Below are 17,282 nucleotides of genomic sequence, written 5' to 3'. Positions count from 1 at the left end.
GCACCAATGACATCGGTGCACCAGCAGAATACGACACCGCCATCGACACCAGCTACCAACACAACCTCGGCATCCAAAAAGGCTGGATCAAATAACCGCAACACGCCCGGAAAAGACACACTTTTCTTTACTTAACCCACAGACTACCGCATACCCCACCCAGCAAATACAACAAAACCCCAGCTCATTTCTGAACTGGGGTTTGTGTTCTGTGGAGCTAACGGGATTCGAACCCGTGACCCCCACACTGCCAGTGTGGTGCGCTACCAGCTGCGCCATAGCCCCGTTGCTCTTTGCAAGCGAACGGGTCTAAAGCTACAACACTAGAATTGAGTTCTCCAAATCGCCTGGTGGCAATGGGGTAACGCGCGGGCGCTACTTACCTTCCAGCGCGACCGGAACCCAGGAGCTCAGGGTCTGGTCCGGGTTGGACGGCGGATCGAAGCGCTTGCCGTCCTTGTACAGCAGTGGCGAGGAAACGTCACCCTCGCGCTTCTCGACTTCCTTGCCGTTCTTCTGGGCGACCTTCACGCCGTCTTCCTTCACGGACTCGTTGCGGATCTTTTCGACCACATCGTCATTCACGCCGATCTTGTCGGCCGCGTTAGCTAGGTCTTCCCAGCTCCACTGGCGGGCAACGGTGGATTGCTCCTCCATAATCAGGCGGTGGATGTTCCAGAAGGCATTCACGTCGCCGGCCTTAGCCACGGCCCAGGCAACGGACGCACCACGGGTGGAAGGACCGGTCTCATCACCACGGTCCAGGAAGTTCAGAAAGTTGAACTTCACCTTCAGCTTGCCCTCTTCCAGCGCACTCTTCAGATCCTCGCTGGATGCGGATTCCAGCTGTGCACAGTAGTGGCAGCTGAAGTCCTCGAAGACCTCGACGGTCGGCACGTCGTCGCCGGCGTTTTCCGACTCCAGCGTGACGGTGCTCTCGTCGGTGGTCATCTTCACATCCACCTTGTCATCCGGCAGGGTGATGTTATCGACCTTGTGCTGCTGGTTGTTGTACACAATGAAACCGATGGCTACGGCTGCGATAACGAGGATCGCAATGATTCCCCACAGGAAGCCATTGCCCCCTTTTGAAGCGTTAGGGGCCTTGATCTTCTGGCTCACTGAGCGTTCCTTTCGAGATGATGACGTGTCTACTGGGCATGAGGGTATCGCAGTTTTCTGGCAATACCCTGAATCGACCCCGTGATTTTACGCATACCTGCAGGGAACCGCGAAGTTATCCGAGCACGCCGTCGACGACGACCTGCGCTTCCTCCAGCACCTTGTCCAGGTGCTCGGCGCCGTTGAAGGACTCCGCGTAAATCTTGTACTTGTCCTCCGTGCCACTTGGGCGGGCGGCGAACCAAGCATTTTCGGTGGTCACCTTCACACCACCGATGGCCGCGCCGTTGCCCGGCGCCTCGGTCAGGATTGCTTCGATCTTCTCGCCCGCCAACTCAGTGGCCTCGACGTCACTAGCGCTGAGCTTCTTCAGGCGCTCCTTCTGCTCGCGGTTCGCCGGAGCGTCGATGCGCTTGTACTGCGGCGCGCCCAGCTCCTCAGCTAGTTCCTTGTAGCGCTCGGACGGGCTCTTGCCGGTCGTTGCCTTGATTTCGGACGCCAACAGGTCAGCGATAATACCGTCCTTATCGGTGGACCAGACCTGCCCGTCGCGGCGGAGGAAGGAAGCACCTGCCGATTCTTCTCCACCAAAGCCCACGGATCCGTTGACCAGGCCCGGCACGAACCACTTGAACCCGACCGGCACTTCCATCAGCTTGCGGCCCATGCGCGCCACCACGCGGTCGATCATGGAGGAGCTGACCAGGGTCTTACCCACGGCGGCATCCTGCGGCCAGTTCTCGCGGTGGCTAAAGAGGTATTCGATAGCGACGGCGAGGTAGTGGTTCGGATTCATCAGGCCTGCGTCTGGGGTGACGATTCCATGGCGGTCGGAATCGGCGTCATTACCAGTAGCGATGTCATAGGAAGTAGAACCGGCGCCCGCGACCGCATCGACCAGAGAGGCCATCGCGGACGGCGAGGAGCAATCCATGCGGATCTTGCCGTCGGAGTCCAAGGTCATGAACCCGAAGGCCGGGTCGATGGTGGGGTTAACGACCGTCAGGTCCAGGCCGTGCACGTCGGCGATGCGCTCCCAGTAGGCAACGGAAGCGCCACCCATCGGGTCGGCGCCGATGCGCACGCCCGCGTTGCGGATGGCCTCAATGTCGATGACCTCCGGCAGGGCGGCAACGTAATTGCCCAGGTAGTTGTGGTTTTCCACCAGCTCGGTGGAGGTGGAACGCTGCACCCCGGACAGATCAGCATCCAGGTACTCGTTGGCGCGGCGGGCGATCCAGCTGGTGGCGTCGGTATCCGCCGGGCCGCCGGTCGGCGGGTTGTACTTAAAGCCACCGTCGCGCGGCGGGTTGTGGGAGGGGGTGACGACGATGCCGTCGGCGCGGCCAGCGTCGGTGCCCTCAGGGCCGCCGGGCAGCTGCTTGTTGTACTCCAGGATGGCGAAGCTGACCGACGGGGTGGGCACGAAGCCGCGCTCCTGGTCCACCTTTACGGTCACCTGGTTGCCGGCCAGAACCTCCAGCGCGGTGGCTTCGGCGGGCTCGGACAGCGCGTGCGGGTCGCGGCCAATGAAAACCGGGCCGTTGATCCCCTGCTCGCGGCGGTAGTCCACGATGGCCTGGGTGGTCGCCAGGATGTGCGGCTCGTTGAAGGCACCGTCGAAGGCGCTACCGCGGTGACCAGAGGTGCCGAAGCTCACGCGCTGGCCCGGGTCAGCCAGGTTCGGAACCGTTGCGGAGTATGCCTCCAGCAGGGCGGGGATATCGGTGAGGTCGTCGGGGGTGGCGGGCTGGCCAGCACGTGGGTGCATGATGTTTCCTTCGGTCGGTGCCTGAAAGCATTTTCTTGCTACTCACCATTTATCGTGCCCGATTCCGGCGGGTTTTTCAGCGCTGTCGCCGCGCCCTTCCACCCCGCCCTCGCCCCTGCCGCCGCTCTCCGGAGGCTGCCCGGTGGTTACCCGGCGTTTGCAAACAGCCTCAGCGAATTTATCTAAACCCTTCTTCCACACTTCTATACAGGCGTAACCTCTGTAGTCCATGCAAGACGTTTCCTTCGCCGAATCCCTCCAGAACACTCTGGACAAGATCGACCAGTTCATCTGGAGCCAGTGGCTCCTGATCCCCTTACTGCTGCTCACGGGCCTGTGGCTGACTATCCGCCTGGGTGGCGTGCAGTTCCGCAAGTTGTTCGTAGCCCTGCGCCACGGGCTTATCGACAGGAACGACGAGGGCGGCGAAGGCGACATCACTCAGTATCAGGCGCTCACCACTGCGCTGGCCGCAACTGTCGGCGTGGGCAACATTGTGGGTGTAGCAACCGCCATCTCCATCGGTGGCCCCGGCGCGCTGTTCTGGATGTGGATCACCGGCTTGGTGGGTATGGCCTCTAAGTACTCGGAGGCCTTCCTGGGCGTGCGTTTCCGCGTAGCCGACTCGAAAGGCAATGTCTCCGGTGGCCCGCAGCGCTACCTTTCGGGAGGCATTCCGGGTGGGCTGGGCACGTTCCTGGCGTGGTTCTTCACCATCGCGGCCATCATCGCCTCCTTCGGCATCGGCAACCTGACGCAGGGTAATGCCGTAGCTGCGGGCCTGGAGGACACCTTCGACGTCAGCCCCACCGTCACCGGCGCGGTAATGTTCGTGCTGGTCGGCGCGGTTCTCCTCGGCGGCATCAGCTCCATCGGCAGGGTGACCTCGGCCTTTGTTCCGCTGATGATTCTTATCTACATCGGCGGCGGCATCGTGGTGCTGGTTTTGCACGCAGGCGACATCCCGAATGCTCTGGGGCTTATCTTTAATGACGCCTTCACGGGGACCTCTGCCACCGGTGGATTCGTAGGCTCCGGCATCATGCTGGCCATGCAGATGGGTGTGGCCCGCGGCATTTTCTCCAACGAGTCCGGCATGGGATCAGCCGCAATTGCAGCGGCCGCCGCGAAGACCACTCACCCTGTGCGCCAGGGCTTGGTCTCTATGACTCAGACGTTTATCGACACGATCATCGTGGTGACCATGACCGGCCTGGTGATCGTCACCACCGGCGTATGGGATACGGGCGAGGAAAATGCGGCAAACATGACGGCCCAGGCCTTCAGCAAGGGCATTGGCTCGGAGTGGGGTGGCACCATCGTCTCCCTCTCCATCGTGTTCTTCGCTTTCTCCACGATCCTGGGATGGTCCTACTATGGCGAGCGAAACGCGGAGCGTGCCTTTGGCCCCTGGGCTTCCCTGCCCTACCGCATGCTGTTTACGTGTGTGGTTTTCGTCGGTGCCACCACGGAGATCGGCCTGGCCTGGACCTTCGCGGACATTGCCAACGGCCTGATGGCGCTGCCGAACCTGGTGGGCATGCTGATTCTCTCCGGGCTCATCGCCCGGGAGACGAAGGCCTACCTGGACTTCGACCCGACCCTGCGGGCGCGCCCGGAGGATGTGGAGAAGTTCCTGGTGGAAACCAAGAACCCCTGGCGCAGCGCGCTGTAACCAGCGGGTTATAACGCCGCCTCTAGTTGGCGCAGTTGAATTCCACGGATAGGGCGATCGTACGGTTCGAATCGTCCTCCACTGGGGTTCCTTCGACGACATAGTTGTCGCCTTGGCGCTTCACCGTGGCCGAGGCGGCATGGTCGTCATCGATCTCATATTCGACACCCTTGTATTCGAAGTCCAGGGACTCTAGGGCTGGCTGATCGGTGTAAATATCGATGTCCAGCTCATCACGATCGTCGTCATCCTTGCCGAAATCGGCCTCTAGCACTTCGCGTCCGTCGTCCTCATCCAGTTCGCAACGCACCGGGGAGAACAGCTTGGTATCCACTTCCTTGCCATCGACGGTGATCCTGTGGAGCTTGCTGCCCGAGCTTCCCTCGGCGGGGGCTTCCTGAGTATCGCGGGACTGCTCCGACTCCCCAGGAGAATCAGAAGAATCAGTAGCTTCGGAAGCCTCAGCGCTTTCCTGCACCGTGGTGGTCACGGTCTCCTTCTCTGCAGCGTCGTCGCCGGAATCATCAGACGCGCAGGCAGCAGCTGAGATACCCAGTGAAGCCGCCACTACTACTGCGGCGCTGCGGCGAGCGATGCGCGAAGTGGGACGAGCGATTTGCGAACTTGCGGTTTTCTTAGCGAATCTTAAATACCTCATCGTACCCCACCGTAGCAAAATTCATTTTCCGCAAATCTCACACAGAGATTAGTGATCTGGATTACAGTCTCGGTCATGACTTTCGCATCGCAGCACGGCCTAAACGCTCCACTCACTCCTCTGCGCTTCTTGCAACGCTCCTCACAGGTTCACCCGAACAAGATCGCCGCAGTCGACGGACCGCGGCGCATCACTTTCGCAGAGTTCAACGAAGACGCCCAGGCTTTTGCCCACGCCCTTCTTGCAGACGAGGTCGTCGAGGGCGACCGCGTAGGCATTCTCGCTTCCAACAGCTACGAAGCCCTGCTGGCCCAGTTCGCCGTGCCGCTGGCGAATGCAGTGACGGTGCCAATCAACACCCGCCTCGCCCCCAAGGAGGTTAACTACATCCTCGACCACTCCTCCATCGACGTTCTGGTTGGCGAGAAGGAACTGATCGACCCCATCCTCGACAGCGGCGAACGAAACCTGCGCCGGGCCGTTTATATCGCCGACAAGGACGGCGTAGAGCCCCCGATTGACAACGAGGCTGCTGACGCGCAGGGGGCGTCATTAGTAAAGACCTTTAGCGACTACCTGGCCGGGCACCGCGACAAAGAGTCACTGCCATACCGCGTGCACGACGAGAACGAAACCATCGCGATCAACTACACCTCCGGCACCACCGGCAAGCCGAAGGGCGTGATCTACACCCACCGCGGCGCATACCTGAACGCGCTGGGGCAGGCGCACACGCAGCATTTCAGCCACGACACCGTGTACCTGTGGACGCTGCCGATGTTCCACTGCTCCGGCTGGTGCACAGGCTGGGCGGCGATGGCTGTCAGCGCAACCCAGGTGGCGCTGCGCGCGGTGCGCGGCCCAGAGATGTGGGAACTAATCCGCACCGAAGGTGTGACTGCCATGTGCGGCGCCCCAGCAGTGCTCAACACACTGGTAGATGACGAAAACAAGCGCCGCGTGACGAACCTGCGCGTCACCACCGCGGGCGCGCCGCCGAGCCCAACGACCATCACCCGTTGCGAGAACATCGGAGTGGAGGTCACCCACGTGTACGGCCTGACCGAGAGCTACGGGCCTTTCACCGTCTGCGAGACACAGCCCGAATGGGCGGACATGACGGTTCGCCGCCGCGCGGTTCTGAAGGCGCGCCAGGGCGTGGCCTCCATTACCAACGAGGACGTGCGCGTAATCCAGCCGACCGAACACCTAGACGAAGCGCTGGTAGACGTGCCCGCCGACGGCGCAACCCTGGGCGAGATCATTCTGACCGGCAACGGCATCATGGCCGGCTACTTCAAGGACGAGGAAGCCACCGCCCACGCCTTCCGTGGCGGCTGGTTCCACACTGGTGACCTCGGAGTAATGCACCCCAACGGCTATATCCAGCTGATGGATCGTGCCAAGGATGTGGTAGTTTCCGGCGGCGAAAACATCTCCACCATCGAGGTCGAGCAGGCCGTTATCAGCCACCCGGATATCTCCGACTGTGCAGTCATCGGTGTACCAGATGAGAAGTGGGGCGAGCGTCCGCGCGCATACGTGACCCTGCGCCCGGAGGCCCGCGGCGGAGACGAATCCGCTTTGGAAGAGGCCGTGATCGCCTACTGCCGCGCGCACATCGCCGGCTACAAGGTGCCGCGTGACGTGCGCATTCTCGACGAGCTGCCTCGCACCTCCACGGGTAAGGTCCGCAAGAACGAACTGCGCGAGGAAGCGTGGGCGGGCCACGAGCAGAAGATTAACTAGGTACGGTGTTGGCCGTTAACCCACTATTCGCCCGACCTTTCCTTACCCGCTGCTTTTAGGCTGGTTGCTGGTCACGCGCACCTTTTACCCTTTGCCTTTATGGGTAATAAAGGTATTTTCTCTCGACGCCGATTCTTCAAAGCACTAGGCTTCAGCGCCGGTTCTGCAGCCTTCGTGGTAGGGCCGCTTGCGAAGGCCGGTGCGGCACCAGGCACAGGCGGTTCCAGCCTGTCGGGCAGTGGGTTAGCCGGGAGTTCAGCCCTGGGATCCGCTAATACTCCAAGCTTGGCGGGGTCGGCGAGCTTCACCCCAAGCAACATCGGCAGCTCCGAGACCGGCTGGGTTATGGGGCACAAGGGCACCGGCCCCAACGGCGCTTTCCTTGCCGGTGACCTGCAGGTAGTCACTGTCACGGAGGATTCAGTGACGATTAGCTGGCTGACGTGGGACGCAAAGGTGAGCATCGCCGAGCGCCCTGTGGGCATGCCGACCGAAGGCACGCTGCGCGTATGGCCGGAAGATAACCCCCAAGATACGAAGGTCGTGCGCTCGGAGAAGAACACCTTCTTCCACATCATGACTATCGAAGGCCTAAAACCGGAGACCAAGTATCGCTTCAGCGCCTCCTCCCATGGCATCGAAGCCAACGCGACTCACAACTACTTCCAGGAAAAGAAGAAAGAGTTCACAACCTTGCCTAGACTGTCCGGCGAGGTACTGCAGACCGTGGTCGTGGCGAACGATGTGCACATGGGTGAGGCTCAGGATGGCCTGTGGTTCGATGGCTTTCCACCGCCGGCGGTACCCAACCCGAAATCCGCACCCTACCCGGAGGTGTGCCTGGATGCGGTCATTAAGACCGCTGAGGATTGTGGCGCTACACACCTGTTTGTCAATGGCGATGTCACGAGTGAAGCCCGCCCGGCCGAGGTACGGCGTGCCAAGGAAATGTTGGATACGTTCTCCGGCACATGGCGCGTAACCCGTGGCAATCACGACCGGCCGCACAAAGCCGACGACACCTCCGGTTACGAAACCGCTTCTCCTTACGGCAAGGAGCACTTCGACCCCTTCGGTGACGTCTTCGAGCCGCGACAACAGGCCTGGATGATGGATCTAGAGCCCGCAGGCGTGCGCGTGATCGGCATTGATTCCACGGAGCTAGATAAATCCGGCGGACGGATCGAGCCACAGCAATTCCGGCAGATCGAAGGCTTCTTGCGCCGCGATCCGAACAAGCCAACCGTGCTTCTGCTGCACCACCCCATGACGCGCGAGGCCGGCTGGTCGAACGCAGCCGGACCTGCTTTTATTCTGCGTGACCCGGATCTGATCCGGCTGCAGAAGATGATCCAAGCGGCGCCGGGCGTGAAGTTGGTGCTGGCCGGCCACACTCACCGCGCTCATCGAGATAAGCCGGACGTCGATACCCACGCAGTATTCCTGGAAACCCCCGCGGCGAAGAACTGGCCCACCGGAGCCACCCAGCTGCGCTTCTACTCCGACGGCATTGCGGTGAACTTCCGCCACAACATGGGAGAGGAAGCCCTGGACTGGGCCAGCCGTACCCGCTGGACCAACTTCGGCCTGGCGCCGGAGATCCTGCTGGGGTCGACGGACGCACGCAACCTGGTGGTGCGCTATTAGCGCCCCTCCCCTTTGATGCCCCCTATATACCAGCGCCCTACCTGCTGGTGAGTTCTAGCAGCTACAGAACCATCGCCGCGATCCAGCCGGCGATCAGCAGCGGAATATTAAAGTGCAGGAACGTCGGGATCACGGAATCCCGGATGTGGTCGTGCTGGCCATCCGCGTTCAGACCCGACGTGGGGCCTAGGGTCGAGTCGGAGGCCGGGGAACCGGCGTCACCAAGAGCACCCGCAGTACCCACAATCGCCACGGTGGCGAGCGGCGAGAAGCCCATCGATGCGCACAAAGGCACGTAGATCGTTGCGACAATCGGCAGGGTGGAGAAGCTCGAGCCGATGCCCATGGTGACCACCAGGCCGACCAGCAGCATCACCAGGGTGGCGGCGGCCTTGTTACCCGCGAACAGGTCGGCGGAGGTGTTGACCAGGCTTTCGACCTCACCGGTGGCCTGCATGACCGCGGCGAAGCCCTGGGCGGTGATCATGATGAAGCCGATCAGAGCCATCATGCGCATACCGGCGGTGAAGACATCGTCGGCCTTCTTCCAATCGACCGCGCCGGTGCCCATGAAAATCGTCAGACCAACCAGGGCACCAACCAGCAGCGAATCGGCCTCCATGTCCATCGCCTGCATAACGACCTGCACGGCAAAGGTGGCAATGATCGCGACAACGGAGACGATGATCTTGTAGCGCGAGATTTCCCCCGACGAGTCCTTATCCGTCTCTGTAATCGGGTGCTCCTCGTACTCGCGTGGCTTGCGGTAGGTAATGAAAACCGCAATGAGTAGACCCAAGAACATGCCCAACGCCGGGATGCCCATGGCCTTCATCACGTTGATGCCATCGGTGCTCATGCCCGCGTTATCGATATTGCCCAGCAGGATATCGTTCAGGAAGATCGAGCCGAAGCCCAGCGGGATCCACATGTACGTGGTGATAAGGCCGAACGTCAGGATACAGGTGACCAGACGGCGGTCCAGCTGCAGCTTGTTGAAAACGCTCAGCAGCGGCGGGATGATCAGCGGAATGAACGCGATGTGCACGGGGATGAGGTTCTGGCTCATCACGGCCATCGCGAGGATGCCGGCCAGCATCAGCCATTTCGTTACAGCAGCGGCGCGGCTCTTTGTTTCTTCGTTAGTGACGCCCAGTTTCCCCAGCAGAGAGTCCGCCAGAAGCTTGGGCAGTCCCGCGCTGGCGACGGCCATCGCAAAGGCACCGAGCAGGGCATAGCTCAGCGCGATTTTCGCGCCGCCGGAGAGGCCTTCCTGGAAGGCCACCATCGTGGCATCAAGGCCAAGGCCGCTGAGGAGACCACCGACGATAGCTCCGATGAAAAGCGCCAGAACCACATGCACCCGAAGCAGGGCGAGGGCCAGCATGACGACGACGGCGACTAGGACTGCATTCATGCACCTTAGAATAGTGTGAGAGGTCAGACAATAGGAAATTCCAACGGTGACTGCTTCTCGTAGCGCCGCGTCTGGCCAGCCAAACGAGCCGCAATATTGACCCCGCTGAGCTTGCGCGCCTGCAAGAGGAAGTTCCGGCCCTCCTGGCTGCGGGTGTACACCGCCCGCATCGGCAGGCCTACGCGCTGGAGTTGGCTCAAGAATTCATCCACGTTCTCCCGGCGCGTGCCGAGCACGTCGGGCACCGACTGGGCACAAAAGATGCCGCGGATGCGGACTTGATGCGCGGGCGCGATGAGGTAGCGCGCGTTGCGGACTTCCCCGGACAGCTGGGTCATGGCGTCCGCAAAAAGCTTCCTTTCGGCGAAGGTCCCGCCGGACAGGCGCACATTCGCCCCGATGGCGCCTTCGTCGACGATGGCCACGAGGTTGCGGGTTTCGATCAAGCCGAGGGTGCTCAGCGTGCGTGCCAGAGCCGTGGCCTCGGCTTTCAGGCGCTTGCTGGTATCCGTCAGTTGTTGGACCTTCCGGGTGCGCATCAGTGCCGCCGCACCGCCGAGCAGCGCAAGCACCCCGAACGCCAGCCATTGGCCCCCGACCGGGAGGTGCGGAAGAACGCGCCCCACTGCCAGGCCGAACATGACCGCGAGGAAGAAGATGTAGCCCAAGATAACGTCCAGGTAAGGCACCACCCCGGCCGATGCGGGCTTTTCGACATCGATGCGGAACTGCATCTCGTAGGGCTGGCCATCCGGCACATTCCCCATGCCTAGGGCTTCTAGCCACTGGTTGCGCATGAGATCCCGCCGGAAGGCCCGGGCCAGCATCTGTTCGTTGGCGGCATCGATGCTGCGATAGGCGCGCAGGGGTGGCTCGGCGAAGCAGCGATCAAACCCGTTCTCGATCACCGGCGCATCGGCGCGCGGCGCGACGAAGGCCTCGAAGCGCTTCTGCAGCGAACGCACGTCGTGCGAGCCCAGCACGTCCAGGGACTCCCCTGTACCGACGTTCAGCGCCTGTGCCCCGCTCTGTGCCACCTGGTCGAGCCACTTCCCGCGCCCGGAACCTTGGCCCGGTTCACACGTTGCGATGTGCCAGATATTCGCGGTCTTATCCGGGACGGCGGGATCCACCCGGATCGCCCGGCCGCGCATCTGGTTGGTCAGCATAAACGCCCGCACGGAGCTGGCGATGATGAGCGCGTTGGCGCACGGTGAATCCCACCCCTCCCCCAGCAGGGCGGCGGTGCCCACCAGGATCGTGAACAGCCCTTCCTGAAAGGCGCGGGTAATGGCGGGCACGGATACCCGCGTGCCACCGGAAAAGCGCACTTCCACATACTCATCGTTGAGGTCTTTGGCGGCGGTAACTTCCCCGTCGAGGTCCTCTGCAAAGCGTTTCACATCGTCCAGCGCCGAGCGCGGGATGACGATTACAGAGCCGCTGATGGCGGCGATTCTTGCGGTACCTCCTACGCGCCGTCGCAGTGCTTCAAAGATTGGGATGACGCCCACGTGGACTAGGGCATCGTCGCTGCCCACGCTGGACAGGTAATCCCGCTGGACGTAATCCGCGAGGATCACCATACGCAGGCTTTCAGACATCGCGGAGACTTCCTCTTCGGCGATGTCACTGACGGCGCGGATTTTGCCCGCGGAGTGGGTGAGGATGCGATTGACCTGCTTCTCTCCCGTGACGGAGATCCTCCCCTTGTTCAGCAGGTTGTTGGCCCGCAGAGAGGAGGCCACCGTCGAGCTGGCGCGGAAGAAGTCGGGGTGATCGATGACGAACTGCAGCCCCAGCTCGCCGGCGAGTTCCGGGCGCTTTTCGCTGAGTATCGCCTGGATATGCGGCGCAATCGGGTACCCAGCAGCAGCAAGAAGGATTTTGAGGGCATAGAAATTCTCCTCGTCGTCGAGGGCCACCTGTAACTGTTCATCCGTGAGCCGGCCGAGATCCTCCGCCAATTGGGCCAAGATGCCCTGACGCTGCAGGTCTACCAACACTTCGTTACCACGCCGACGCAGCTCGGCGATTTCCTGCTCTTCTTCCTGGCTGGGCTTCGTAACGTAGACGTAATCCTGATGCGGGCACAGATTACCGGCGGCGACCAGTTCCGGGGCGAAGATTTCCTCGTCGATAGGGCCGCATAGCTGCTCGTAGCGTTGCCATTCGCTGGGGGTAGAATCATACGGCGGGGTGGCCGTGAGCGCGATGGTGTTGAGCTCTGCTTTTCGGTGGTCCAGCTGGTTCATGAAGGCTGTCAGGGCGCGGTGCCACTGGGATCGCAGATGGTGCGCTTCGTCGAGGCACACCGTTCCGATGTCGCGTACTGCGTCCAGGATGTTAAGGTCCGCGAAGTCCTCTCCCGTTTCCTCGTCGAGCGCCTGGGTGTATGCGGAGTACAGCGCCTGGTAGGTGATGACCGTCAGGAAGGCTGGATTGTGCAGCGAGGTGGAACACCACCCCCGCGGGTTCGATGCGCCGTTGTGTTGAAAGTGCGCTGCGAAACGATCGATCCACTGGTCGCGGATGGTGATTGTGGGAGCCAGGATCAGGGCTGGCTGGTCGAGACGGCAGATGAGTTCCAGTCCGAGAATCGTTTTGCCCGACCCGGGAGCGGCGACGATGTGGATGCGGTGATCCTGTTTCAGGTCGTCGAAGCGTTCGAGGATGCGCTGTTGATACGGCCGGAAGGTTCCGGCAAAGTGCCAGCTGGGTTGCGGTTGTGTCTCGGGCGCTGCCATGCGGGCAAGTCTAACCGATCAGCCCCCACCCCTCTCCTTGATTCAGCCACCCCCTCCAACGATGGAATCTATAATTCCGCTATCAATACTCATGCAATTCGCGCTGCCTGTAGAGCCTGAGGAGACCCCATGCTTAAAGCTGCCTACCCGAGCGCGTTCGCACTCTTCTCTCACCAAAAGGAAACTCTTCAAGAAGACTTCGTCGGTGTTGCACGTAATCGAAAACAAGCAGACGCAATGGCCGAATATGTAGAATCAAAAATGTACAGCTGCTGGATTGAAGAAGTAACCATTAAAGACTGGTATAAGACCCTACTCAGAAAACTTCCGTCCGACGTAATCTTTCTGGTTTTCCGATCTGGACCTGCCCAGGAGGAAGAAAGAAGAGCAGACGATTTTGATCCAGAACTAGTGGGGGCGTTCACTTCTAAGCTAGCCGCTGAACGATACGCGGTTGCCCTAGATCGAAGGGTCGCAACTGGTAACCCCCTGCACACTAAACTAAACCAGCACCATGTTTGGGAGGCACATTATGGCTTTCTCCCTAAATATCTGAAAGCGGATGGCATTCCAATTCCAACTCGTTAATTGAACACAGCAAAACCCCCGGCTCATTCCTGAGCTGGGGTACTGCTTTTGGTGGAGTTGCCGGGAATTGAACCCGGGTCCTTTGCGACCTCGCCAGGGCTTCTCCGTGCGCAGTTCGCACGTGACCTCTGCTCGACCCTCCAGCGCTCACGAACCAGCCTGGATGATGGGCCCAGTTGCTCGAAAGGTGTCCCACACGGCCCAAGCAACAAAGCCGTGCAGCAAGTCCCTTAAGTCGATGCCAGCTACCGGGTCAGGGACATCCCCGGGCTGACAGACACGCGGTCGCTGTAATTAGGCAGCGAGGGCGTAGTCGCGCTGAGTATTCTCGGCGCTTATAAATTCGCAGCGACGCTTAAAATCGGTGGTCGTCTGCCTTCACCGGCACGCTTCCCCTGGCTCAATGCACAAAGTCGAAACCAAATCAACCCCGTGATTCCTGCTGCGGAAACGCTTGTACAACAGGAAATCTAACCTTACACCCGCGTGTGGCGCTGATTCAAGAATCCGTCTGCTCGTCTTGCCACTTCGCCTTGCGCTCCTTGGACTTCTTGTTGTTCTTCACCGCCATCAGGCCGACCGCAATGCCGATCACCACTGGCACCCATACCTTGCTGTAATCCGCCATAAAAGCCATTACGCGCAGAATCGGCTCCATCCATTCGGGCATGTGCCAGTCCGGCCAAGGAATCGAGGGAAGGTTGATGTCCGGCCATGGAATGGAAGGCAAGTTAATGTCCGGCCAAGGGATCGACGGCAAGTTGATCTCTGGCCACGGAATGTTGATTTCCCAGTCCGGCAGGAAGCTCAGCAGCCATGCAATCAGCTTGGAAACCAACGGCCCCAGCACGATCACAGCCAGCGCCCAACCGCCCTTCCCCAGGCCGGTAATCAGCGGGTAGAACCAACGTTTGAACGGCGACTCCTCCATCGCCTCCCAGCGCTTCGCCGCCCGCGAACCTTCAGGCGGGTCGAAGACCACCACCCCTTCGTCGTCCTTCACCTTGACCTCGATCATCCAGCTATCAAGGAAGTTCGACGTCCACCCCAGGTACGGCGCGCTGAGCGTCATCTCACCGCCGTACTTCCCAGCCTTAACCGTCGCCTCGCTTTTGCCCAGGTCAATCTTTTGATTCTCGAGGCTCTTGTACCTCGCGATAGTTACCCCGTCGCGACGCACGAGCAGCTGACGGTTCTTATCAAGGTCGTCTAGTTTCTCCGTCAGCTTCTTGTGGAGCTTCTCGCTGTCTTCTTTTGTGGACGCCCCCTCGTCCCCCGCGGCAGCTTCAGTTACCTCTTCCGCCTCCGGCTCGGCGCTGTTTTCCGCGTCGGTTTTCTTATCGGACGCGGGGAAGTCCGGGTCGATTCTCCGCAGTGCATCCGGCTCGCCGATAAAGAGCTCAAGCAGCCCGAACTCGGGATGCTTAAGGGACCAATGCTCGACGTCGTCATTTTTCACACGCCCGAAAGTATCAAAGCACAAACCCCCCGTTCAATAGAGGTCCCCTATGTGTTACCGCACCCTAGCCCTGGATCCCCTTGATTCGCCGACCCATCTCGCGCGTGATCTCACGCTCTTCTGTACGGCGTTTGATGTCCTGGCGCTTGTCGTATTCCTGCTTACCGCGCGCCAGCGCCAGCTCGACCTTCAACTTGCCGGCAACGAAGTACAGCTGCAGCGGAACCAAAGTGTTGTTTCCGTCGCGTACCTTGCCCATAAGCGAGTCGATCTCCCGGCGGTGCAACAGCAGCTTGCGGGTACGGCGGGGGCTGTGGTTCGTCCAGTGCCCCATGGAGTACTCCGGGATATGAAGTCCGCGCAGCCAGACCTCGCCTTCATCAATGGTGGCGTAGGCGTCAACGAGAGAAGCCTTGCCCTCCCGCAAAGATTTAACTTCCGTACCCACCAGCACCACACCGCACTCGTAGGTATCGATGATGTGGTAATCGTGGCGCGCCTTGCGGTTGGTGGCAACGACGATCTGGCCAGTCCCCTTCTGACCTGCGCCCTTCTGGGCCTTATTCTTCTTCCCCTTCGATTTCCCCGAATCGGTGGGAGTGCTCTTTTTTGCTGCCATGACAGCCACACACTACCACCGGGCGCTCCCCGAGCGAAAATGCTTTAAAGCGCTATTGCAGCGCTGGCCTAGCGCAAGCGCAGCGCTAGTTCTTCACGTACCAGCGCAAGGTAACCTGCGCGGTGATAGCCGCGACGACCACACCGACCAGCACCACAAACGGCGCAGCCAACCACAGGTCGCTGTTCGTCACGCGCGCCACCAGCTGCTGGTCGTACACGGCCTTCAGGGCGCGGTCGACCACCAGAATCTTCGCGGCGAACATGCCGCCTACCGCCAGCACTGCACCGATCAGGGCGGCCATCATGGCCTCCAGGACGAACGGAGCCTGGGTGTACCAGCGCGAAGCGCCGACCATACGCATAATGCTGATCTCACTGCGGCGCGAGTACGCGGTGATCTGCACCATGTTCATGATCAGGAAGATCGCGGCGATGGCCTGGACCGCGGCCACGATAAAGGAGGCGTTGCGGATGGAGTCCAGGTTGCGCATCGCAGCCTCCAGGTTGTCGCCCTGGTCCACGATGTTCGTCACCGCCGGGTTGTCCCGCAGCGCGTCGATGGGACCGGAGTTCTCGGGATCGGCCAGGCGCACGTGGAAGGCGGCGGGCAGCGCGTCCTTCTCTGTCTGCTCTACTAGCTGCGGGTCGGACTCGCCGAAAAGCTCCACGAATCGCTCGTAGGACTGCTCCTTGTTACGGAAGGTCACGGACTTCACCGCCTCGTCGCCCTCCAACTGCTGCTTAATCTCGGAGCACTCCGGGGAGGCACACGTTGGGTCGGAGCTCGAAATCTCGTCGTCGAGCTGCACCATCACCTCGATACGGTCGAAGTAGATATCCTTCGTCCGCTCCGTCATCGCACTCAGCAAAAAGCCGGTGGCCAGCAGCGCCAGCGCGATGGAGGTGGTGATGATCATCGCGATCGTCATCGTCATGTTGCGGCGCAGACCCGAAAACGCCTCGCGGAACACAAAGTTGGTCTTCATTAATGTTTCCCTACTGTTCCCTACTGATCCGTACAGTTCCGTATTAGTGGCCCACGCCGTACATACCGAGCTCGTCATCGCGCACGAGCTTGCCCTTCGACAGCTCGATCACGCGCTTACGCATGGAGTCCACCGCCACATCGTCGTGGGTGGACATCACCACGGTCGTACCGTTCTGGTTAATGCGGTTGAGCAGCATCATGATCTCTGATGAAGTATCGGGGTCCAGGTTGCCTGTCGGCTCGTCCGCCAGCAGGACCAAAGGCTTATTTACTGACGCCCGCGCGATCGCCACGCGCTGCTGTTCGCCACCTGACAGCTCGTGCGGGAAGCGGTTTTCCTTTCCGTCGAGGCCAACGGTCTTCAACGCGGCAGGCACCAAGTGCTGAATTTCTGCGCGCTTCTTGCCAATGACCTCGAGGGCGAAGGCAACGTTGTCGAAGACAGTCTTCTTCGGCAGCAGGCGGAAGTCCTGGAAGACATAGCCGATGCGCTGGCGCAGCTTCGGCACATCCCGCCCCTTGATCTTGTTCACGTGGTAGCCGGCGACGTGCAGATCTCCGGAATCCAGCTTTTCCTCGCGCAAGATGAGCTGCAGAAACGTGGACTTACCGGAGCCGGAGGGGCCGATAAGGAAGACGAACTCGCCCTTTTCGATGTCCAGGGTGATGTTGTCCAGGGCCGGCCGCCCGGAAGACAGATAGCTCTTGGTTACATTCTCGAAGGTGATCACGAGCACACAGTGTAGCGAAACTAGTGGGGCAAAGATAGTCCAGAGTGACTGTTGTTACTTCTGTAGCTTCATGTGGCTTGGTTGATTCTGGACTTCTGCTGTTTCGATG

General features: G+C 60.7%; 13 protein-coding genes, 1 tRNA gene and 1 other RNA gene. 4 read left to right on the top strand and 11 right to left on the bottom strand.

Annotated elements, in window-relative coordinates; all coding sequences use genetic code 11:
* Positions 1-212: 212 nt before the first annotated feature.
* From MHX52_RS09380 to pgm, 3 genes are all read right to left on the bottom strand, one after another.
* Positions 213-285: transfer RNA gene (locus tag MHX52_RS09380), tRNA-Ala, on the bottom strand.
* 90 nt (positions 286-375) lie between these two features.
* Complete coding sequence (locus tag MHX52_RS09375; protein WP_049049674.1) at positions 376-1,122, bottom strand: thioredoxin domain-containing protein; 747 nt, start codon at positions 1,120-1,122, stop codon at positions 376-378.
* Between the two features lie 115 nt (positions 1,123-1,237).
* Positions 1,238-2,893 (bottom strand): phosphoglucomutase (alpha-D-glucose-1,6-bisphosphate-dependent), encoded by a 1,656-nt coding sequence (gene pgm / locus MHX52_RS09370; RefSeq protein ID WP_239317903.1) that lies wholly within the window; start codon positions 2,891-2,893, stop codon positions 1,238-1,240.
* A 229-nt stretch (positions 2,894-3,122) separates the two neighbouring features.
* Here pgm and MHX52_RS09365 point away from each other — a divergent pair, with 229 nt between their 5' ends.
* A complete protein-coding gene (locus MHX52_RS09365) occupies positions 3,123-4,568 on the top strand; it encodes a sodium:alanine symporter family protein (RefSeq protein ID WP_239317901.1) in 1,446 nt (481 codons plus the stop codon).
* Between the two features lie 22 nt (positions 4,569-4,590).
* Here MHX52_RS09365 and MHX52_RS09360 read toward each other — a convergent pair whose 3' ends face one another.
* The gene (locus MHX52_RS09360; RefSeq protein ID WP_239317899.1) at positions 4,591-5,136 is read right to left on the bottom strand and encodes a lipoprotein LpqH; all 546 of its coding nucleotides are present in this window, start codon (positions 5,134-5,136) and stop codon (positions 4,591-4,593) included.
* Between the two features lie 165 nt (positions 5,137-5,301).
* On the opposite strand from MHX52_RS09360, the gene MHX52_RS09355 reads away from it, so the two are divergent.
* Both MHX52_RS09355 and MHX52_RS09350 read left to right on the top strand, forming a co-directional pair.
* Positions 5,302-6,975 carry an AMP-binding protein gene (locus tag MHX52_RS09355; RefSeq protein WP_239317897.1) on the top strand — a complete coding sequence of 558 codons (1,674 nt, stop codon included), beginning with the start codon at positions 5,302-5,304 and terminating at the stop codon, positions 6,973-6,975.
* Between the two features lie 99 nt (positions 6,976-7,074).
* Entirely contained in the window at positions 7,075-8,622 is a 1,548-nt protein-coding gene (locus MHX52_RS09350) for a metallophosphoesterase (RefSeq protein WP_239317896.1), read from the top strand.
* A 61-nt stretch (positions 8,623-8,683) separates the two neighbouring features.
* On the opposite strand, the gene MHX52_RS09345 is transcribed toward MHX52_RS09350, so the two are convergent.
* Both MHX52_RS09345 and MHX52_RS09340 read right to left on the bottom strand, forming a co-directional pair.
* Positions 8,684-10,039, bottom strand: coding sequence for a Na+/H+ antiporter family protein (locus MHX52_RS09345; protein ID WP_239317894.1), 1,356 nt, complete (start codon positions 10,037-10,039; stop codon positions 8,684-8,686).
* A 23-nt stretch (positions 10,040-10,062) separates the two neighbouring features.
* The gene (locus MHX52_RS09340; RefSeq protein WP_239317892.1) at positions 10,063-12,786 is read right to left on the bottom strand and encodes a DEAD/DEAH box helicase family protein; all 2,724 of its coding nucleotides are present in this window, start codon (positions 12,784-12,786) and stop codon (positions 10,063-10,065) included.
* A 129-nt stretch (positions 12,787-12,915) separates the two neighbouring features.
* Here MHX52_RS09340 and MHX52_RS09335 point away from each other — a divergent pair, with 129 nt between their 5' ends.
* On the top strand, positions 12,916-13,374 hold the full coding sequence (locus tag MHX52_RS09335) for a hypothetical protein (protein ID WP_239317891.1): 459 nt from the start codon (positions 12,916-12,918) through the stop codon (positions 13,372-13,374).
* Between the two features lie 49 nt (positions 13,375-13,423).
* On the opposite strand, the gene ssrA is transcribed toward MHX52_RS09335, so the two are convergent.
* From ssrA to ftsE, 5 genes are all read right to left on the bottom strand, one after another.
* Positions 13,424-13,806, bottom strand: a transfer-messenger RNA (tmRNA) gene (gene ssrA, locus MHX52_RS09330).
* 67 nt (positions 13,807-13,873) lie between these two features.
* On the bottom strand, positions 13,874-14,833 hold the full coding sequence (locus MHX52_RS09325) for a hypothetical protein (protein WP_035005037.1): 960 nt from the start codon (positions 14,831-14,833) through the stop codon (positions 13,874-13,876).
* Between the two features lie 64 nt (positions 14,834-14,897).
* Positions 14,898-15,452 (bottom strand): SsrA-binding protein SmpB, encoded by a 555-nt coding sequence (gene smpB, locus MHX52_RS09320; protein WP_035005039.1) that lies wholly within the window; start codon positions 15,450-15,452, stop codon positions 14,898-14,900.
* Positions 15,453-15,537: 85 nt separating this feature from the next.
* A complete protein-coding gene (ftsX, locus tag MHX52_RS09315; RefSeq protein ID WP_239317889.1) occupies positions 15,538-16,440 on the bottom strand; it encodes a permease-like cell division protein FtsX in 903 nt (300 codons plus the stop codon).
* A gap of 43 nt (positions 16,441-16,483) precedes the next feature.
* Positions 16,484-17,173, bottom strand: coding sequence for a cell division ATP-binding protein FtsE (gene ftsE / locus MHX52_RS09310; RefSeq protein ID WP_034964874.1), 690 nt, complete (start codon positions 17,171-17,173; stop codon positions 16,484-16,486).
* Positions 17,174-17,282: the final 109 nt, after the last annotated feature.

Source organism: Corynebacterium sp. ACRQJ, from assembly GCF_022346045.1.
In the GTDB taxonomy this organism is placed as follows: Bacteria; Actinomycetota; Actinomycetes; order Mycobacteriales; family Mycobacteriaceae; genus Corynebacterium; species Corynebacterium evansiae.
Note: the sequence above shows the minus strand (reverse complement) of the source record. Positions and strands in the feature narration are given on the sequence as shown.